Origin of the sequence: Marinobacter maritimus, from assembly GCF_007671675.1 — a bacterium.
Taxonomy (GTDB): domain Bacteria; phylum Pseudomonadota; class Gammaproteobacteria; order Pseudomonadales; family Oleiphilaceae; genus Marinobacter; species Marinobacter maritimus.
Map to the genome: position 1 here is coordinate 58,882 of NZ_VCGW01000006.1, position 19,049 is coordinate 77,930.

The 19,049-nt window shown below is 53.7% G+C and carries 14 protein-coding genes; 4 read left to right on the forward strand and 10 right to left on the reverse strand.

The window, feature by feature from the left end:
- Positions 1-34: 34 nt before the first annotated feature.
- The 8 genes from FFI90_RS17890 to FFI90_RS17925 form a co-directional block, all read right to left on the reverse strand.
- Positions 35-1,504, reverse strand: a complete 1,470-nt coding sequence (locus FFI90_RS17890; protein WP_144780070.1) for an AAA family ATPase — start codon at positions 1,502-1,504, stop codon at positions 35-37.
- Between the two features lie 35 nt (positions 1,505-1,539).
- Positions 1,540-2,637 (reverse strand): 3-dehydroquinate synthase, encoded by a 1,098-nt coding sequence (gene aroB, locus FFI90_RS17895; protein ID WP_144780072.1) that lies wholly within the window; start codon positions 2,635-2,637, stop codon positions 1,540-1,542.
- Entirely contained in the window at positions 2,630-3,196 is a 567-nt protein-coding gene (gene aroK, locus FFI90_RS17900; RefSeq protein ID WP_144780074.1) for a shikimate kinase AroK, read from the reverse strand. The genes aroB and aroK overlap by 8 nt, the downstream gene beginning before the upstream one ends.
- Positions 3,197-3,334: 138 nt before the next feature.
- On the reverse strand, positions 3,335-5,398 hold the full coding sequence (locus tag FFI90_RS17905) for a type IV pilus secretin PilQ (RefSeq protein ID WP_186318017.1): 2,064 nt from the start codon (positions 5,396-5,398) through the stop codon (positions 3,335-3,337).
- 65 nt (positions 5,399-5,463) lie between these two features.
- Positions 5,464-6,012, reverse strand: coding sequence for a pilus assembly protein PilP (locus FFI90_RS17910; protein ID WP_144780078.1), 549 nt, complete (start codon positions 6,010-6,012; stop codon positions 5,464-5,466).
- 2 nt (positions 6,013-6,014) lie between these two features.
- Entirely contained in the window at positions 6,015-6,626 is a 612-nt protein-coding gene (locus FFI90_RS17915) for a type IV pilus inner membrane component PilO (RefSeq protein WP_144780080.1), read from the reverse strand.
- The gene (locus FFI90_RS17920) at positions 6,626-7,189 is read right to left on the reverse strand and encodes a PilN domain-containing protein (protein ID WP_144780082.1); all 564 of its coding nucleotides are present in this window, start codon (positions 7,187-7,189) and stop codon (positions 6,626-6,628) included. The genes FFI90_RS17915 and FFI90_RS17920 overlap by 1 nt, the downstream gene beginning before the upstream one ends.
- A complete protein-coding gene (locus FFI90_RS17925) occupies positions 7,189-8,253 on the reverse strand; it encodes a pilus assembly protein PilM (protein ID WP_144780084.1) in 1,065 nt (354 codons plus the stop codon). The genes FFI90_RS17920 and FFI90_RS17925 overlap by 1 nt, the downstream gene beginning before the upstream one ends.
- A gap of 195 nt (positions 8,254-8,448) precedes the next feature.
- Here FFI90_RS17925 and FFI90_RS17930 point away from each other — a divergent pair, with 195 nt between their 5' ends.
- The gene (locus FFI90_RS17930) at positions 8,449-10,965 is read left to right on the forward strand and encodes a penicillin-binding protein 1A (RefSeq protein WP_144780086.1); all 2,517 of its coding nucleotides are present in this window, start codon (positions 8,449-8,451) and stop codon (positions 10,963-10,965) included.
- Positions 10,966-11,065: 100 nt separating this feature from the next.
- Here FFI90_RS17930 and FFI90_RS17935 read toward each other — a convergent pair whose 3' ends face one another.
- A complete protein-coding gene (locus FFI90_RS17935; protein WP_144780088.1) occupies positions 11,066-12,331 on the reverse strand; it encodes a malic enzyme-like NAD(P)-binding protein in 1,266 nt (421 codons plus the stop codon).
- Between the two features lie 227 nt (positions 12,332-12,558).
- Positions 12,559-12,780: a 50S ribosomal protein L31 gene (rpmE, locus tag FFI90_RS17940; RefSeq protein WP_144780090.1), complete on the reverse strand. Its 222-nt coding sequence runs from the start codon at positions 12,778-12,780 to the stop codon at positions 12,559-12,561.
- Between the two features lie 181 nt (positions 12,781-12,961).
- Between rpmE and FFI90_RS17945 the strand changes: the two genes are divergently transcribed.
- The 3 genes from FFI90_RS17945 to argS all read left to right on the forward strand — a co-directional run bounded on the left by FFI90_RS17945 (position 12,962) and on the right by argS (position 19,045).
- Positions 12,962-15,133, forward strand: a complete 2,172-nt coding sequence (locus FFI90_RS17945; RefSeq protein WP_144780092.1) for a primosomal protein N' — start codon at positions 12,962-12,964, stop codon at positions 15,131-15,133.
- A gap of 203 nt (positions 15,134-15,336) precedes the next feature.
- Positions 15,337-17,214, forward strand: coding sequence for an Ig-like domain-containing protein (locus tag FFI90_RS17950; RefSeq protein ID WP_144780094.1), 1,878 nt, complete (start codon positions 15,337-15,339; stop codon positions 17,212-17,214).
- Positions 17,215-17,359: 145 nt separating this feature from the next.
- Entirely contained in the window at positions 17,360-19,045 is a 1,686-nt protein-coding gene (gene argS / locus FFI90_RS17955; RefSeq protein WP_144780097.1) for an arginine--tRNA ligase, read from the forward strand.
- The last annotated feature ends 4 nt before the right edge of the window (positions 19,046-19,049 follow it).

A 19,049-nucleotide genomic window follows, 5' to 3' on the forward strand; every position in this document is an offset into this window, starting at 1 on the left:
CGGAACAGGGGGTTACCGCGCATTCAGGATCCTGTTACAGGTCCTCGGCTGTTCGCACCCAGGGAGAGCGCGAAACCAGAGAATCAGGAAGCCTGGATACCGCCTCCTGAGCGGACTCCCTGGAAGGGTAGTTCCCATAGAACACCATGAACCATGGTTCGTTTTTACGCTCACCCACCGTATACACCATTTCATCAAGAGACGGGTAGCGGGAAATGACGTTCAGCGCAGTCTGCTCCAGGTTTCCAGCTACAAGCTGAATGGTCCAGCCTTTGCTGCGACTGCGCAGCTGCTCAATAGCAACGTACCTGCCGGCATTCTTTGGAACGAAAGCAGGCTCAGGCTCAGGCTCAGGCTCAGGCTCAGGCTCAGGCTCAGGCTCAGGCTCAGGCTCAGGCTCAGGCTCAGGCTCAGGCTCAGGCTCAGGCTCAGGCTCAGGCTCAGGCTCAGGCTCAGAAGCAGGATCCGGCGACTGCGCCGGCCCTGTCAACGCTGGCAGCAACTCATCGATCCCTTCATCTTTCGGCACATCTTCTTCAGATATTTCCGGGCCTATAGTGATGCTCTTGCGCACCCTGTCAGGTTCAGAAACGGGCCCCTGCTCCAGCGCCACCGTCTCATCATACTGCCTCGACACAAACCACCAGGAACCAGCCAAAAGCAGGAGAGCCAGCGCAGGCAGGCGGAGCTGCTTGAAATCGATAGTCTGTGAGCGCTTTGATTTTGAAACATCAGACACGATATCCAGCCATATGCCGGGCGTTACTCGTTTCAGTCGGGAAAAGCTGCCTTGGCTCAGTTCCAGTATTCCTGCAAGCCGGGCGGGGCTCAAGAGTTCAGATACCTTACCGCCGGCTTTGTGGACTCGCGGCTCAAGGTAGGAAAACACCTCTTCCCTGGTAAGCGGACGCAAGTGGATCTGGTGCACAGATACCGGTGCATCCTCAAGACCCAAAAGCGTAACGAGGCGATCCTCGCCGGCAAACACCGGCACCGCCGCCTTGGAACGATCAGCAGCCAGGAAGCCATCAAGGATTAATCTGAGAAGCTCTGGAGAAACGCGATCAGCATCATCGATGAGCAGCACCATTCGTTGCCCCTTGACGACCTTTCCCTCAGTCCACCGAAAAAAACGATAAACGGCTTCTCGCGAGTTCTCATCCGGGCTAGAGCCTGAGCGAATAACCTGTTTCAGGTCTCGTGCCAAAGCGTTTGAGCTTGTCGTGGCCGCGGCAGACAGCCTATGAAAGCCTAGCCGCGAAGACTCGCTGCGAACCAACTCGGCCAGCAACCTGCTCTTACCCGAACCTGGTGCACCGGTAAGTAGCAGCGCCATATCGCCAAAGCCGCTAAGATGTCGAAGCGCCTCCAAGGCATGGTGTCGCATAGCATCTGGAAAGAACGGAGTCTCCATTTCCAGCGGATTCTCTCTCAAACCGTATCGCTGCTGTAATCTGGGGAACAACCCTCCGCCATCAAGGCTGTTGAAGCTGTCGTCAGTCACGAAGGATTCCTGCTGTGCATTGTTACAACCTCGGCTCAGTTTTCCTGCCGACAGAAAGCCTTCAGCGTTGCTGCAAGATTTTTCGGGGAGGCTTCAGCTGTCACGACCGCATCCCCAATAGAACGAAGCAACACCAGCGTTAGCCGGCCATCAACATTCTTTTTGTCAACGGCCATAAGGTTCATAAAGTCGGCTGGCTTCATATCCGCCGGAGGCGAAGCAGGTAAGCTGGCCCGGCTGACGATTCGCACAATGCGGGCATAATCAGCTTGGTTGATTGAGCCCTCCCGCGCAGACAGATCGGCAGCCATGATCATGCCAGTGCCTACCGCTTCTCCATGCAGCCAGTTGCCATAGCCAACGAAGGTCTCAATGGCATGCCCAAAGGTGTGGCCAAGATTCAGCGTAGCTCTGAGCCCGCTCTCACGTTCATCCTGAGCTACAACGTCCGCCTTACAGGCACATGAGCGAAATATCGCTTCCGCCAGAGCTTTGCTGTCGCATGCTATCAACTGATCGATAGCCTGCTCTAACCATTCAAGAAACGCCACGTCCCGAATCAGTCCGTACTTGATGACCTCCGCCAGCCCCGCCGAAATTTCTCTCGGCGGCAGTGACTGAAGCGTCCCGGTATCGATCAATACCGCTTCAGGCTGATGAAAAGCACCAACCATATTCTTTCCCAGCGGATGATTAATGCCTGTTTTACCGCCTACTGAGGAGTCTACTTGCGACAAAAGCGTGGTTGGGATCTGCAAGAACGGAACACCGCGCTGGTAAGATGCCGCGGCAAATCCGGCCATATCGCCAACAACACCGCCACCCAAGGCTACTAGCGTGGTTTTTCGAGTGTGCCGCTTTTCCAGCAACGCATCAAAAATAAGGTTCAGCGTCTGCCAGTCTTTGTGCTTTTCCCCATCCGGCAACACAACTGTATCCACGCTCTTGCCGGGAAAACAGGCCTTGGCCTGTTCCAGATACAAGGGACCAACGACATCATTGGTAACGATCATCACCTGAGAACCAGCAACGTAGCCGGAAAGGTCGTAGTCACCTAACAGGTCTTCGCCGATTATGATGGGATAACTGCGCTCTCCCAGGTCAACCAGAAGTTCGTGAAGCAGGTTATACATGATTGCGGCCTTCCTTTCGCACCTGTCTTTGCTGTCGCGGAGTTTTGGGATTTATACGATTTACGAGCTGGCGTACCACAAGCCGGGGACTCTTGCGATCCGTATGCATAATAATGTCGGCAAGCTCAGCGTATAGCGGATCCCTGATGGCGAATAGATGGCGTAAGACACCTTCAGGGTCATCGTTCTGCAGCAATGGTCGATTGCGATCCTTACGGGTTCGCTCCACCTGTTGCTCTATCGAGGTTCTAAGGTAAACCACCACAGCGTCTTTTTTAAGTACTGCATGATTTTCATCGCGCATAACGGCGCCCCCGCCGGTTGCCAGAACCGTCTGAAGCTCGGCAGACAACTCTGAGAGCATGGCAGTTTCACGCTGCCGAAACCCGTCTTCGCCCTCAACATCGAATATCCAGGGGATATTTGCCCCACAACGCTCTTCAATGATTCGGTCAGAATCAAGGAATCGGTACCCCAACTCACGGGCGAGCATCCGGCCAATCGTACTTTTACCGGCGCCCATGGGGCCGACCAGGACTACGCGTTTGGGCAAAGACATAACTTCCGCTCAATAGTGTTCAGGCGGGTGAGAATATCACAGGGCTGCAGATTGCATAAGCTTCAGCTTGAGCACCGAACAACCTGCAGGCACAAAAAAGCCGCCGGTTTATCGCGGCGGCTTTTTTATCCGTTCAAGTTAGCGAATCAAGTCGTTCTTGATAATTTTTGGAGTGATAAAGATCAATAGCTCACTGCGCTCATTGACCTTCTCTGTGCGCTTGAATAAACGCCCAAGATAAGGAATGTCTCCAAGGAATGGAGTTTTCGTGGTTTGTGTTGCAACCTCAGACTGGAAAACACCACCCAGCACTACCGTTTCGCCGTTACCGACCAGTACCTGTGTTGTAACTTCGTTAGTGTTGATCGATGGAATACCAGCTGTTACTTCACCACGAGAGTCCTGATTAACAACCAAGTCCATGATGATTTTATCGTCCGGTGTAATTTGCGGGGTTACTTCCAGAGAAAGCACTGCTTCTTTGAACGAAACAGAAGTGGCGCCGCTGGAGGAAGCCTCTTGATACGGGATCTCTTCACCCGACTTTATAGAGGCAGTCTGGCGATCAGCCGTTACAACGCGCGGCTGAGAAACAACTTCCGCCTGGCCATCTGTTTCGAGTGCTGACAACTCGAGATCTACCAGGAAATCCTGGCTACCCCATCCGAGGGCGAAAGATGATGCACCATCACCGCTTACACCAAGGTCAACGGCAAGCGCACCAGGGAACGTGATGCCACCCGTACCACCGCCGGCCGCATCGCGGGCTTCTTCAACCGCCCCCTGAGAACCACCAATAGAAAACACGTTGTTTCCGCTTACATCGTATGCGGCACCACCCCAGCGAACACCGAGGTTCTCCGCTACGTTAGTCTGCGCACGTACAATTCGAGCTTCGATAGATACCTGACGAACAGGCACATCCCATGTAGACACGAGACGGCGAATTTCTTCCAGCTTCTCTGACGACTCCCGAACACTGATGGTGTTGGTTCTGACGTCCGAAGATACAAAGCCGCGGTCGGTAATCAACTCTTCGTCCGCCTTGATCAGGGCAACGATGTCACCGGCCTTGGCATAATTGACCTGAACGATGTCCAGGCGAACCGGTGCAAGCTCTGCAATCTGCTTAGTGGTTTCGAGCTCGAGCTTTTCCCGTGCTGCAATCTCATCAGCTGGCGCAACCAGCAAAACGTTGCCGATCTGACGCTTGTCCAAACCTTTGGTTTTAAGGATAAGATCCAGAGCCTGATCCCAGGGAACGTTCTGCAGGCGCAGAGTGATGCTGCCGCCAACCGTGTCACTCGCCACCAGGTTCAAACCTGTGAAATCAGCAATCAGCTGCAGCACCGAACGAACTTCTATGTCCTGAAAGTTGAGCGACAGCTTTTCGCCGGTGTACGGGAACTTCTCTTCGCGGCGGGATTCGGCTTCTTCCTCGCTCAGCTTTTCAACGCTGACCGTGAACTGACTGCCCGATTGATAGGCAATGTAGTCGTAGTTGCCTTCAGGGCGAATCTCGACCACCGCATTTCCGTCTTCAACAAAGGTATCGATGCGACTGACCGGTGTTGCAAAGTCAGTCACGTCAAGGCGGCGGCGCAGGTCTGCGGGCACCGCAATTCCGTCCATGGTGAGACGAATTTTTCCACCAAGTTCAGACAGATCCACTTGAGTACCGGGGCTACCGAGATCAACGATTACGCGACCCTCTCCGTCCTTACCGCGACGAAAATCAACGCCAGCAAGCGTATCCGGAGATCTGGAAGGTTTCGCAGACGAAGAGTTCATCGAGGTACTGGCCGTCACCGCTCCGCCGTCTGACTCACCGCCAATGGTCATCACAAGGGAATTATCTTTGCGAACCGTGTCGTAGGGGGCCAGCTCAACGAGGTTGAAAATCAGGCGGGTACGATCCTTGGTTTCTACCACTGTCATACTCTGGGCATTTCCAGACCCCAGAGGAATGCTACGGCTGTTTAAACCACTGGTGGTGTCGCTCAGGTCCACGGCAATGCGCGCCGGGCGCTCAATGGTGTACCCCGATGGCTCAGGTGGTTGGCCATCAAATTTGAGCGTCACTTCCAGGCGTTCTCCCGGTAGCGACGAAAACGACACGTCTTCCAGCGTGACCGCACTGGCCAGGCTGGATAACAACCCAAAAGTAATCACGCTGACGCATACATTGAGTTTTCTGAACATCGCTAGCCTCGACCCCAAACTTTTTTGTATATGTATTTTTCTTTCGTTTTTCATCCCGCCGCTCCTTAGCCTGCGTCTTCGTCGAGGGTCAGCGAGCGAGGACGCTCTACCCAACCACCCCGGCCATTGGGAACGATCTCGATAAGCTCGATCCGGGTTTCACTGACTCCGATAACGCGGCCATAATTCTGACCCATGTAGTTCCCGGCACGAACCCGGTGAATACCACCTGCGTTGTCCCGAATCAGTGCAAATAGACCGCCCGATACGCCCTGGAGCGTACCCACCATCCCGAGATCCTTGATATCAAAATTTTCGAGGACTTCGTTTGGCCGATCCAGGTTAGGTTCGACATCACTCACCGGCTTTTCATCAACCATGGTCAGCTGAACATCTATTGGCGGTTCAAATGGTGCTCGCCGATCCGCTGCGGAGTAACTGAACGCCTCGTAAGCGTTGAATTCCGGCAATGGCTCGACATGTCCTCGAGGCTTGGCTCGCGTGTCTGCCATAAACTTGTCAAGATCGGAAAAGCCGCTGCCCTGGGAGCAGGCCGTCAGGAGTGATACCAGACAAACACCCAGCCAGGCTTTTCCCGCATGCTTTGCTGCCATGCTCATTCTCCAGCCCGGTAGCGGTAGGTACGCGCGACAACTTGCATATCAAGTCGCTCACCGTCTCCGCCAGTTGGTTTAATGGTTAAATCATGCAGGGTGACAATCCGTGGAAGGCTTGCAACGCTGCTCACGAAAGATGCGAGCTCGTGATAGGAGCCTGAAACACGGATATTGATCGGCAGTTCAGAGTAGAAATCACGTTTTTGCTCTGCCTGGAGTTTCACTTCCTGAAGCGCCAACCCACTGCCCAGAGCTGTGTTGGTAATATCCTCCAGAAGCCCTGGCACTTCCGTCTCACTAGGAAGCTGTCGCACAAGCGCGCCAAAAGTTTCTTCCATCTCAACCATCTGCGCTTTGAAAACCTCCAGGTTAGCCACCTGGTAGGCTTTCTCTTCGTACTTTTTGCGCAAGTCCTTCTCGGTCTTCTCCACCCGGTCGAGCTGCACGTACTGATCTTTGATAAAGAACCAGTAACCACCGCCCATAATCAGGCCAAAAACGATCAGGACAACAATGGCCTTGATGGGGGCCGGCCATATACCGGCGTTATTTATATCAAGATCGTTGATATCAAATTCATTCAGGCTTTTCAGCGAGTCCGCGAGGCTCATTACTTACCCTCCCCTTCGGGCTCAGGTGTTTTTTGATTTACAGTCATAGTGAACTGGCTATACCCCGCTCGCCGGCTGTCAGCCGAAGACACATTGGAGAGGTTTGGACTGGTAAACCAATCAGATTCCTCGAACTGACGCATTAATGTCGAGACACGACTGTTCGATTCCGCCATACCTACAATGCTCACACGGTCACCCGTCTTTTTCAGGTCTGTATAGAACAACCCATCGGGCAAGGTACGAACCAGCTCGTCAAAAGCTCGAACAATCACAGGGCGCTTGCCCTGAAGGTCCTGAATAACCCTCATGCGGGCAAGCAGTTCATCACGCTTGCGCTTCAGGCTTTCGATTTCGCGAATCTGTTCATCCAGCTTCTTGGCGGCAGATTCAATATAGGCATTCCGGGATTGCTGATACGCAATGCTGCTATCCAGATCTTTGCTCCAGAGGAATGTGAGGCCGCCCGCAATAATCGCCGCGCCCACAACCATCACAACAAACTGTTTCTGCTTCTCTGCCCGGAGCTCTTCGCGCCAAGGCCTGAGGTTAATCTTTGCCATCAGTCGAAGCTCCTCATTGCCAGTCCACAGGCAATCATCAGCGAAGGAGCATCGTTGCTCAGGGCAGATGCGTTAACGCGGGAACCGACCGCCATTTCCGCAAAAGGATTCGCGACCAGTGTCGGTGTGCCTGTTTTCTCTTCCACCATTTCTGTCAGCCCCTGAATCGAAGCAGTACCGCCGGCGAGCACCACGTAGTCCACCGCATTATACTGGCTGGCCCCAAAGAAAAACTGGAGCGCACGCGCAACCTGCTGAACAACGGCTTCCCGGAACGGTGTAAGCACTTCGGATTCATAATCATCAGGCAGACCACCCTGCTTCTTCGCAAGCCCGGCCTCTTCGACAGACAGGCCGTAACGGCGCTGAATCTCTTCGGTAAGCTGCTTTCCGCCAAAGATCTGCTCCCGGGTATAAACTGTCTTGCCTTCAGCCAGAACGCTCAAAGTGGTCATGGTGGCACCCACATCGACGATAGCAACCACAAGGTCTTCGCCCTGGGAGTCCAGCTGTGACTCAATCAACGCGTACGCACGTTCGAGCGCGTAAGCTTCAACATCGACAATTTTCGTATTGAGGGAGGCTATCTCGAGGGCGTCTTCACGGATATCAACGTTCTCTTTGCGGCACGCCGCAAGGAGCACATCTACCTGATCGGGATTGGTTTCCGAAGAGCCCTGCACCTCGAAGTCGATCGCAACTTCGTCTAGCGGGTATGGAATATACTGATCTGCCTCAAGAGCAATCTGGTCTTCCATCTCGAACTCGTTGAGACCCCCGTCCATCTGGATGACCTTGGTAATGACCGCCGAACCAGATACTGCGATAGCCACATGTTTGACGCTGGTACGGGATTTGGAAGCTACCCTTTTAAGGACTTCACCAACCGCTTCAACATCCGTAATGTTTTTTTCAACGACAGCGTTGGCCGGTAAAGGCTCAACGGCGTAGCTCTCGACCTTATACCGATCGCCCTGCTTAGACAGCTCAAGGAGCTTGACGGAGCTTGAACTCACATCTACGCCCAATACTGCACTGGATTTCTTTCCGAACAATCCGAACACGCGCTCACCCTATACCTGGCTAGATGCACCCGGTTACATGTGTTATGTGTTTTTTATTTAAGAGAATTTCTTCATTATTCCGTTTACAATGTTTGCTCTTCTTCAACTGAGAACAATTGCGACGGTGAAGCGACTCATCCTTCCTAAAGCAATTTCTCAAATGATAGACCTATATCCAACAGTTGTCAGAAAAAAATGTCTCATTTGTTGCGTACATCTCGCCTTTTTGCATGGTTATTTCTCACCGGACTGAGTGTCGCCGTTATCGTAGGCTCAGGCTTCTATCTTTACCTCCGTCCCGGCCTCCCCCCTGTCGAACAACTTCTGGATATAAAACTCCAGACGCCGTTACGGGTATATAGCAAAGACAACAGATTAATAGCAGAATTCGGTGAAAAGAGAAGGGCACCGATCACAATCGAACAGATCCCAACAATTCAGTTACAAGCCTTTTTGGCGGCTGAAGACTCACGTTTTTACGAGCACTTCGGGGTCGACATCAAAGGATTGGCGCGGGCTGCAATCGAACTCGTTTCTACCGGCTCGATCCAGTCTGGCGGCAGCACCATCACAATGCAGGTTGCAAAAAATTACTTTTTGTCACGTGATCGGACGTTTATCCGCAAGTTCAACGAGATACTTCTGGCAGTTCAGATAGAGCGTGAACTGGACAAAAACCGGATTTTCGAACTGTACCTGAACAAGATCTACCTGGGGAATCGAGCCTACGGCATCGCCGCCGCTGCCCGCGTTTATTACAACAAACCGGTCAACGAACTCTCTCTCGCACAGATGGCCATGCTGGCAGGCCTGCCCAAGGCGCCCTCTGCCTATAATCCGCTTGCCAACCCTCAGCGCGCCATGCAGCGTAGAGACTGGATTCTGGGCCGAATGAAAGAACTCGAATTTATAACTCTGGATGCTTACGAGCTTGCTGTTCAAGCCCCCCTCACCGCCACCTACAATGCAACGGAAACGGAGGTCGACGCTGACTATGTCGCGGAAATGGCGCGCGCCGAGATGGTCAGGCGGTTTGGCGAAGAAGCCTATACCGATGGGTACACAGTCACACTGACCGTCGACGGCAAAGACCAGCAGATGGCAACGGACGCACTCAGAAGCGGTCTTGAAGCCTATGATCGCCGGCACGGATACAGGGGCGCCATCGGCCAGCTCGACGCCGAAACGCTGGCCAGCGAGGACCTTTCCAACGCCATATTGAACTACCCGAGAATCGAGTCCCTGATGCCGGCTGTTATTACCGCCGTCAATGATGACGAAAACCAGGCTCTGGCCCACGTGCGCCGATTCGGCCCTGCTGTTATGCCATTCGAATCAATGCAATGGGCCAACCGCTACAAAACCGAGAACCTGACCGGCCCCAAGCCGGAAAAACCTTCAGACGTTGTAAGCGTTGGTGACGTTATTTACGTTCGCGTAGACGAACTGCCGCAAGCACCAGAAACGCCCGAGGGCGGCGAGCCAGAACAGGCAGCCGCAGCATCCGGAATTGGCCAGCCAGTCCGCGTTTCGCTTGCACAGGTACCCAGAGTCGAAGGCGCGCTGATCTCCCTCGAAGCCAAAACTGGTGCCATTGAGGCGCTCGCGGGTGGTTACAGCTTTGGACAGAGCAAATACAACCGCGCCATGCAAGCCAAACGGCAACCCGGCTCTACCTTCAAACCCTTCCTGTATCTTGCAGCGCTGGAAAGCGGCATTACGCCCGCAACCATCTACAACGATGCCCCCATTGTATTTGACGACTCGGAACTCGAAACCGCTTGGCGCCCACAGAACTCCTCGGGACAATTCTACGGCCCCACTCCGCTTCGCGAGGCGTTATACCGCTCACGGAACCTGGTTTCCATCCGTTTGCTAAGAGATGTCGGCATCCCGCAGACACTGGACTACCTCAAGCAGCTCAAGGTTCCTGTTGAAAACATGCCCAAAGACCTGTCCCTCTCTCTGGGCAGCGGCCAGCTCTCCCCCATGGAGTTAGCTCGAGGTCTCGCTGTGATAGCTAACGGGGGCTACGACGTAGAGCCTTTTCTGATTCAGAGCATTACGGATGTTAACGGCGAAACAATTTACAACGCCCCGGACGTCGTACTTTGTGACCGGAACTGCGACGCGATTGAAACCGCGCCTGTGGCTGCCGACGATGAAACCGACAAGTCTCCGGCCGTCACAGCAGAAACCGAACCTGATACACGGGTCATGCGACGGCTTGCGGATGAGCGCTCGGTTTACATCCTGCATTCGATGCTCCGGGATGTCGTCAAGCGCGGAACCGGGCGTCGCGCCTTGGCGCTTGGGCGCGATGACATTGCAGGCAAAACGGGAACGACCAACGAACAGCGGGACACCTGGTTTGCAGGCTTCAATCACAACCTTGCCACCACTGTATGGGTAGGGTTTGATCAGCCAGCACCTCTGGGCCGCAGGGAGTTCGGCGCAAGCACTGCCCTGCCCGTCTGGGTCGATTACATGAAAGTAGCGCTGGACGGAATGCCTTCGGCATTTATGTCGCGGCCGAACGGCATCGTTAACATTCGCATCAACCCCGAAACCGGTAAGCGCGCAAGGCCCGGCGAGGAAGGCGTTTTTGAGATATTCAAGGAAGAGGATGCGCCAGCGCCAATGGCAGCGGATGACAGTGGTCCCGGTGGCACAGGCGGAAACGGCGACGGGCTCTCGCGCCAGATTTTTTAGCAGCAACTCCCACACGCCCGCCACAGCGCAGAAAACAAGCAACCACAAAAAAACCGGCGGGATCACCGCCGGTTTTTTTGTGGTCTTATAATGTCACTGATCAGATGATGTCATCCATGCTCTTGAGCGGATAGTGCGCAGGGTAGCCTTTGCGAGCAACACCTGAATCCACCGCAGCACGGGCAACAGCCGCCGGCACAACTTCCAGAAGACGGACATCCATGGGTTTGGGAATGATGTACTCTTTACCAAACTCAAAGCTGTCAGCACCGTAGGCTTCACAGATTTCCTGCGGAACCGGCTCTTTGGCAAGTTTGCGGATGGCATCTACCGCAGCGACTTTCATTTCTTCATTGATGCAGGTTGCGCGAACGTCGAGCGCACCACGGAAGATAAACGGAAAACCAAGAACGTTATTCACCTGATTCGGGTAATCCGAACGGCCGGTAGCCATGATCAAGTCATCGCGAACCGAGCGAGCGAGCGCCGGATCGATTTCCGGGTCCGGGTTGGAACAGGCAAAAACAACCGGGTTCGGCGCCATTTTCCTAAGCTGCTCACCGGTGAGCAAATCCGGACCAGAAAGACCGAGGAACACATCAGCTCCGTCGATTGCATCGTCCAGAGTTCGCTTGTCAGTATCATTGGCAAACATTGCCTTATACTGATTAAGATCATCACGACCCGAGTGGATCACACCCTTACGGTCGAGCATGAAGATGTTTTCAGAGCGAATGCCGCAGCTGATTAACAACTTCATACAAGCGATTGCAGCGGCACCAGCTCCCAGGCAAACCACTTTCGCTTCTTCAATCTTCTTGCCCTGCAGTTCAAGGGCGTTGATCATGCCGGCCGCTGTAACAATCGCCGTGCCGTGCTGATCATCGTGGAAGATGGGCACATTGCACCGCTCGATCAGAGCGCGCTCTATTTCGAAACACTCTGGTGCCTTGATGTCTTCAAGGTTAATACCACCAAAGGTGTCAGCAATTCGCTCAACGGTTTCAATAAACGCCTGCGGGCTTTCGGAGTTGACCTCAATATCGAACACGTCAATTCCGGCAAAGCGCTTGAACAGTACGCCTTTGCCTTCCATTACCGGCTTGCTCGCCAGCGGACCCAGGTTACCCAGACCAAGAATCGCCGTACCGTCGGAGATAACCGCTACAAGGTTGCCCTTGGCAGTGTACTTGTAGGCGTTCTCCGGGTCCTTCGCGATCTCGCGAACCGGCTCGGCAACGCCTGGGCTGTATGCCAAAGCAAGGTCGCGGGCGGTCGCTGTCGGCTTGGAGATTTCTACACTAATCTTTCCAGGCCGCGGCTTGGCGTGATATTCAAGGGCTGCTTCTTTCAGATCTTGAGACATTGCCACTGTTCCGTTTGTCACGTTTAAAGGTAATAGCCCTCAGACGACAGGAGCCTGTCTGAAGGAGCGCGCCATTATGGCTCGCCTGCCCCGAAACGACAAGGGCAGGTCGAACAAAATCTGACCAGTCAATACAGCCAATTGCGTACAATCAAAAACAAAGCAGTTATTTTTGCTGCTACAAAAAAAAGCGCCCTCAGGCGCTTTTTTTAAACTCTGAGACTGTATCAGTCTTTTTTGCCTGCAATACGACCACCAAAGCGCTTCTGGAACTTGTCGATACGACCGCCGGTGTCCATAACTTTCTGCTTGCCAGTGTAGAAAGGGTGACACTGTGAACAAACGTCAAGCTGCAGATCGTGACCGATAGTAGAGCGGGTCTTGATCACATTACCGCAGGAGCAGGTTGCAGTGATGTCTTCGTACTTGGGGTGGATACCTTCTTTCATGGCGAACCTCTGTGGGTCATGCCGCTACCTGATCACGGGGCAATTTTCAAAGCCCTGGCGCCAGGCACCGCATGTTTGAATCAAATGATAAGACGGGGCACAATCATGCCCTGCCGGAAACAGACCGCGAATCTTACTTGCAATTATCCTGGCAGGCAAGCCTTACCACAGGGAGCACTCAGTGCCATCCACAGCTCGCATTGCACTGAACCGGCCACTCAGAAGGCTTTTTGACTATCTCGTGCCTGAGGGACTCATCGTAACGCCCGGCCAGCGCGTGAAAATTCCTTTCGGGCGCCAACAAGCAATTGGCCTGATCGTGGAAACCAATATTGAGCCACCAGAAGGAATCTCCTTAAAGCCTCTTCACAATGCCCTGGAAGAATGGCCTGCACTTCCGAACGAAACCTTTCAGCTTTTGAGCTGGGCCAGCAACTACTACCAGCACCCGCTGGGCGAATGTCTGTTCACAGCGCTGCCTCCCGCGTTGCGAAAGGGTCGGCCCGCCATGGAGAAGGCCGAGGACTGGTGGCAAGCTTGTGGCAGCAGCGCCGCACTGCCAGCGAACGCGCATAAGCAAAAAAACCTGCTGGACTGGATCGCACAGCATAAACAGGGCGCCAAAAGTAGCGACATCATAAAGGCCGGATTTTCCCGCCCGCAGCTGAAAGCACTATGTGACAAGGAGCTGATTCGAGCTGCCACACCAGCGAATGACATCTCTGAAGGCCGGCACGCGGAAACCATAGCCGCTCCGGAGTTATCAGACGCACAGTGCGAGGCTGCTTCCCAGCTGCCACTGCCGGAGGGCGGTTTCAGCGCATCCCTTCTATATGGCATTACGGGGAGCGGCAAAACAGAAATCTATCTGCACTATCTTAAACAGAACCTCACAGCCAAAGATCAGGCGCTGGTGCTGGTTCCGGAAATAAACCTGACACCGCAAACCGTCGCACGGTTTCAACGCTATTTTGGCGAGCGCATCCAGGTATGGCACTCGGCTCTCAACGACAGCCAACGCCTGAGCGCCTGGCTGAAAATTCGCAACGGCGAGCCGGTTATTCTCATTGGCACACGCTCAGCGGTGCTACTGCCATTTACCTCATTGAAAACTCTGATCGTTGATGAAGAACACGACAGCTCTTACAAACAGGGCGAAGGCTTTCGCTACTCGGGCCGGGACGTCGCGGTGTATCGCGCACATTTGAACCGCTGCCCGGTTATTCTGGGCTCTGCAACGCCCTCGCTGGAATCATACCAAAACGCACTTGGGGGCAAGTATCAACTCATTCGGCTTGAAGAACGAGCTGGCAACGCCCTGCCACCATCAATCAGTCTGCTGGATATACGCAGCCGGCCACTCGAGGGAGGGCTATCTCGCCCTGTACTGCAGGCACTCGGACAAACTCTGGACAGTGGCAACCAGGCACTGGTCTTCGTAAACCGTCGTGGTTTTGCGCCTGTCATGATGTGTTTTGATTGCGGCCATATGGTTGAGTGTCCGCGCTGCGACACTCGCCTGACCTACCATCGTCGTGACCGGGCGATGCGATGCCACCACTGCGAATACCAGGCATCGGCGACCGAAACCTGCCCGAAATGCAAAAGCGACGCTTTCAAGCCGGTTGGCCAGGGCACAGAGCAAACAGAAGACATTCTCGCAACCAATTTCCCGGATACGCCTATCGTGCGGGTCGACCGTGATAGCACTCAGCGCAAGGGGAGCATCCAGAGTATTCTGAAACAGGTCGACAGCGGCAAACCCTGTATCCTTGTTGGAACCCAGATGCTGGCCAAGGGTCACGACTTCCCCAATGTGACCCTGGTGATCGTAATCAATGCAGACGGCGGGCTTTTCAGCGTTGATTTCAGGGCCCCCGAACAACTGATCCAGACGCTGCTTCAAGTAAGCGGCCGAGCCGGACGAGGCTCGAAACCAGGAAAAGTGGTTGTACAAACCTGCCACAGCGACCACCCACTTCTCAAAACACTCTGCCACGGCCGTTATCTGGATATGGCTGACCAACTTCTTGAAGAACGCGAGGCCGGCCAGTTCCCGCCTTTCCGTGCCATGGTAATCTTTCGGGCTGAAGCGGATACGATGGAACAGAGCCTGCAAATACTGGACAGCATAAAACCACTCGCCAAGGCGCCCGGCATCGAAATATGGGGTCCGCTTCCCGCGCTAATAGCTCGCAGGGCTGACAGGTATCGCGCGCAACTGGTCCTGAACACCGATAACCGGAAACGGCTAAACATTCTGCTGACCGGTATTTGCCAGACGCTTGAGAGGAAAAAGCTCCCGAAAGGGACTAGATGGATGATTGATGTAGATCCTCAGGAAACCGGCTGACGCCCCTCTTTCGCTGACCTTCGGGATGTTACAAAGAATTTCAAAAATGAATACTAATCAGCATTGTAAGCAAGGAACCTATGCTATGCTTTTCAGCAAACTAAGCATCAAACTTTAAAAATATTTAAACTTGCGCTCTTCCTGCGGGAACGAACGCGCAGCCTGAGAAGACCTGTGCTGTAAACGAAAATTGGAGAAAAATAATGTCAGGGAAAATCCTTGCGCGTGCTGCGGCAATTTCATTGACTCTCATACTTGCCGCCTGCGGCGGGGATGAGAGCTCAACCCCCTTGGCCGGAGGAAATAATACAAACGGATCAGGCTCCGATAACGGAACCGATTCCAGCCAATCTACACAGGCAAGCTCGATACAATTACTAACAGACATTCCTTCCATTGATACCGCCGGTAAAAACCGGGCAACTATCAGTGCGCTGGTCAGAGGCCCAGGTGGCGTTTTACTTCCAGATGTCCCTGTCTTGTTTTCCGCTGACCAGAATGCCTTTCTCCAACAACTCGATTCAGTTACTGGTGAGGCTGGCAATGCTCAAGCCATACTTACTTCGCAAGGCGACCCGAGAAACAGAACTGTCAGTGTAACCGCGCAATCAGGAACAGCATCCAGCACGATATCCGTAGCCGTTACAGGAACATCTATTAGCATTAGCGGGCCCACTGCCGTAGCCAACCAAGATGCTGCCAGCTATTTCGTTCAATTAACTGACTCCGCAGGCAATGGAATAGCGAGCGAAAACATCTTGGTTACAAGCTCCGGCAATAACCCTATTCAAGCATCATCCTTGACCACAAATGGTTCTGGGGCGGTCAACTTCACTCTAACTGCCAGCAATGGAGGCACTGACACTATTACCGTTAGTGCATATGAAGGCAGTAGCAAAGTAAGCACAAAAAGCACTGTGACGATCTCCGAGGACAGCTTCGTATTCGACACTCCACCACAAGGGCAGGAGATAGAAATCGGACTTGATAGCCAGAACGCTCCTATTACCGAAACAGTAACAGTCACTTGGAACCAGAATGGTGCCGCAGTAAACGGTGGCGATATCGAGTTTTCAACGACTCGCGGCACATTCGCAAACAACGATACTGTCCAGAAGATTTCAACCAATGCATCTGGACAGGCAACCGTTCAAATCAAATCAAACAATGCCGGTCAAGCACTTATTACCGCGACAGAAATTGACAGCTCCGGTAATCCTGGAATTTCTACCCAGCGTAGCGTTGAGTTTGTCGCACTTTCGCCAGAAACCATCGAACTGCGAGCAACGCGCACCCAGATAAGCACTAACGACCAGACAACGCTTGTTGCGACTATAAAAGACGACAGCGGCAACAAGGTCAAAAATGCTCGCATTACCTTTAGCCTCAGCGATATTACCAACGGGACTCTTTCACCGGGCTCAGCGATCACTGACAGCCAAGGTCGTGCGTCAACCACATACCAGTCTAGCGATGGTACGAGTGGGCGACAGGACATAACGATCACAGCCGTTGCAGAAAAAGAAAATGGTTCAACCATTTCTGACACTGAGCAGCTAACGGTAGCCGGAAAAGCGCTAACGATTACGATCGGCACAGGTAATGAGATCTTTGAGAAGAATGAAACTTTCTATGAACAACCTTGGGGCATTCTTGTCACTGACGCAAACGGCAACGCATCGATAAATCAAACAGTCGAACTTAGCATTATTCCTCTTAGGTTTAGCAAAGGTTCCTACGACAGAGACGACAATGCAGATCCGAAATTTACACCAACAATAACAACCACATGTGACACAAATTTTGCAGACGCCAACAACGGCATTCAAATAGCTAACCCGGCGAGCGTTCCAACAACTGTGCAAACTGACGATAGCGGCTCTATTCAGTTTAACGTTCTTTACCCTAAAGGGGAGTGCAACTGGGTAGACGTTCGATTAACGGCAACCTCAGCAGTATCCGGCTTCTCATCATCGGCAAGCACTGACTACAGGCTGCCCTGCTCGGCGGAAGACCTGAATGCCAGCGCTCCCCCAGGGGGGAGTCAGAGTAAATATAATACTGTGACCCAATGCCAGTAAACTAAAACCCTCATCAAAAAGCCCGGTTGCGCGCTGGGCATTTTGCTTACAAAACAACTTTCCGCGATAATGGCGCCCATCGAATTTTCGGTGGGCGTTTTTGCTTACCGCCTCCTCATTTATACAACCCGAGTCACCCCACAGCATGAAAGAGACCGTTTCCGACCTGCTCCAGTCTGCCCTGGCCGCCCTTCAGTCAGAGGGCGCGCTGCCTGCCGATCAGACCTATACGCCGCAAGTGGGCAACACCAAAGATAAGTCCCACGGGGATTATGCCTGCAACATCGCCTTGGTCGCCGCGAAAACGGCGGGGTGTGCACCACGCAAGCTGGCCGAAATGCTGATCGGGAAATTACCCGAGAGCAGCGCTGTGGAGAAAGTGGAGATTGCAGGCCCCGGTTTTATCAACTTCTTCATGAGCACAGCCAGTGCGTTCGGGGTCGTTGATACCGTTCTCGGTGAAGCTGGCCAGTTCGGACGCAATAGCAGCGGCAAAGGGGAAAAAGTTCAGGTGGAGTTTGTCTCTGCCAACCCAACCGGCCCGCTGCATGTGGGCCACGGACGCGGCGCGGCCATTGGCGACTGTCTTTGCCGGCTACTGGAAGCCAACGGCTACGAGGTTACCCGCGAGTTCTACTACAACGACGCGGGCGCCCAGATCAACAATCTCGCACTCTCGGTACAGGCACGTGTCAAAGGTCTGACACCTGAGGACGAAAGCTGGCCGGAAGACGGTTACCGCGGCGACTACATTAGCGATGTTGCAAAGGCCTATCTGGCGGGCGATACCGTAACCGCAGATGACCGGGAAGTAACCGCCAGCGCGGATCCCGAAGACAGGTCAGCCATTCAGGAATTTGCCGTGGCTTATCTGCGCCGGGAGCAGGATCTGGACCTGAAAGCGTTCGGTGTCCAGTTTGATGTGTATTTCCTCGAATCGTCCCTGTACCAGGACGGCAAGGTGGAAGCGGCTGTAAAACGTCTCCAGGACAACGGCTATACCTACGAAGACGGCGGCGCGCTGTGGCTGAAAACCACAGAGTTCGGCGACGATAAAGACCGGGTCATGCGCAAGAAAGACGGTGGCTACACCTACTTCCTGCCAGATGTGGCCTACCATATGGATAAATGGCAGCGCGGCTTTACTACCGTCATCAACGAACAGGGCGCCGACCATCATTCCACAGTCACCCGCGTTCGTGCTGGTCTGCAGGCATTGAACGCAGGTATTCCTCAAGGCTGGCCGGATTATGTTCTGCACCAGATGGTCATGGTTACCCGCTCCGGCCAGGAAGTGAAAATTTCCAAGCGCGCCGGTAGTTACGTCACCATCCGGGACCTGATCGACGAAGTGGGCCGGGATGCTACCCGCTTCTTCCTTGCTGCAAGGCGGGTTGATTCCCAATTGACCTTCGATATTGACTTGGCGCGTTCCCAGACCAATGAAAACCCGGTTTATTACATTCAATATGCCCATGCCCGCATTTGCAGCGTGCTGCGGAAACTGGCGACAGAGGGTGTCGACCGCGGGCTTAACGAATGCGTGGGCGACCTGTCGTTACTCACGCTGGATGAAGAAAAAGAACTGGCAAACCAACTGGCAAAGTACCCGGAACTGGTCGCCAACTCCGCCACCCAGCGCGAACCACATCACCTCACGCACTACCTGAGGGATCTGGCAGGACAGTTCCACACCTATTACAACGCCCATAAAGTGTTGATTGAAGACACAGCAGTGCGCGATGCCCGCGTCAGCCTCTACCTCGCGGTACGCCAGGTAATTGCAAACGGGCTTGATCTGCTGGGTGTCAGCGCACCGGAAGAGATGTAAGTAA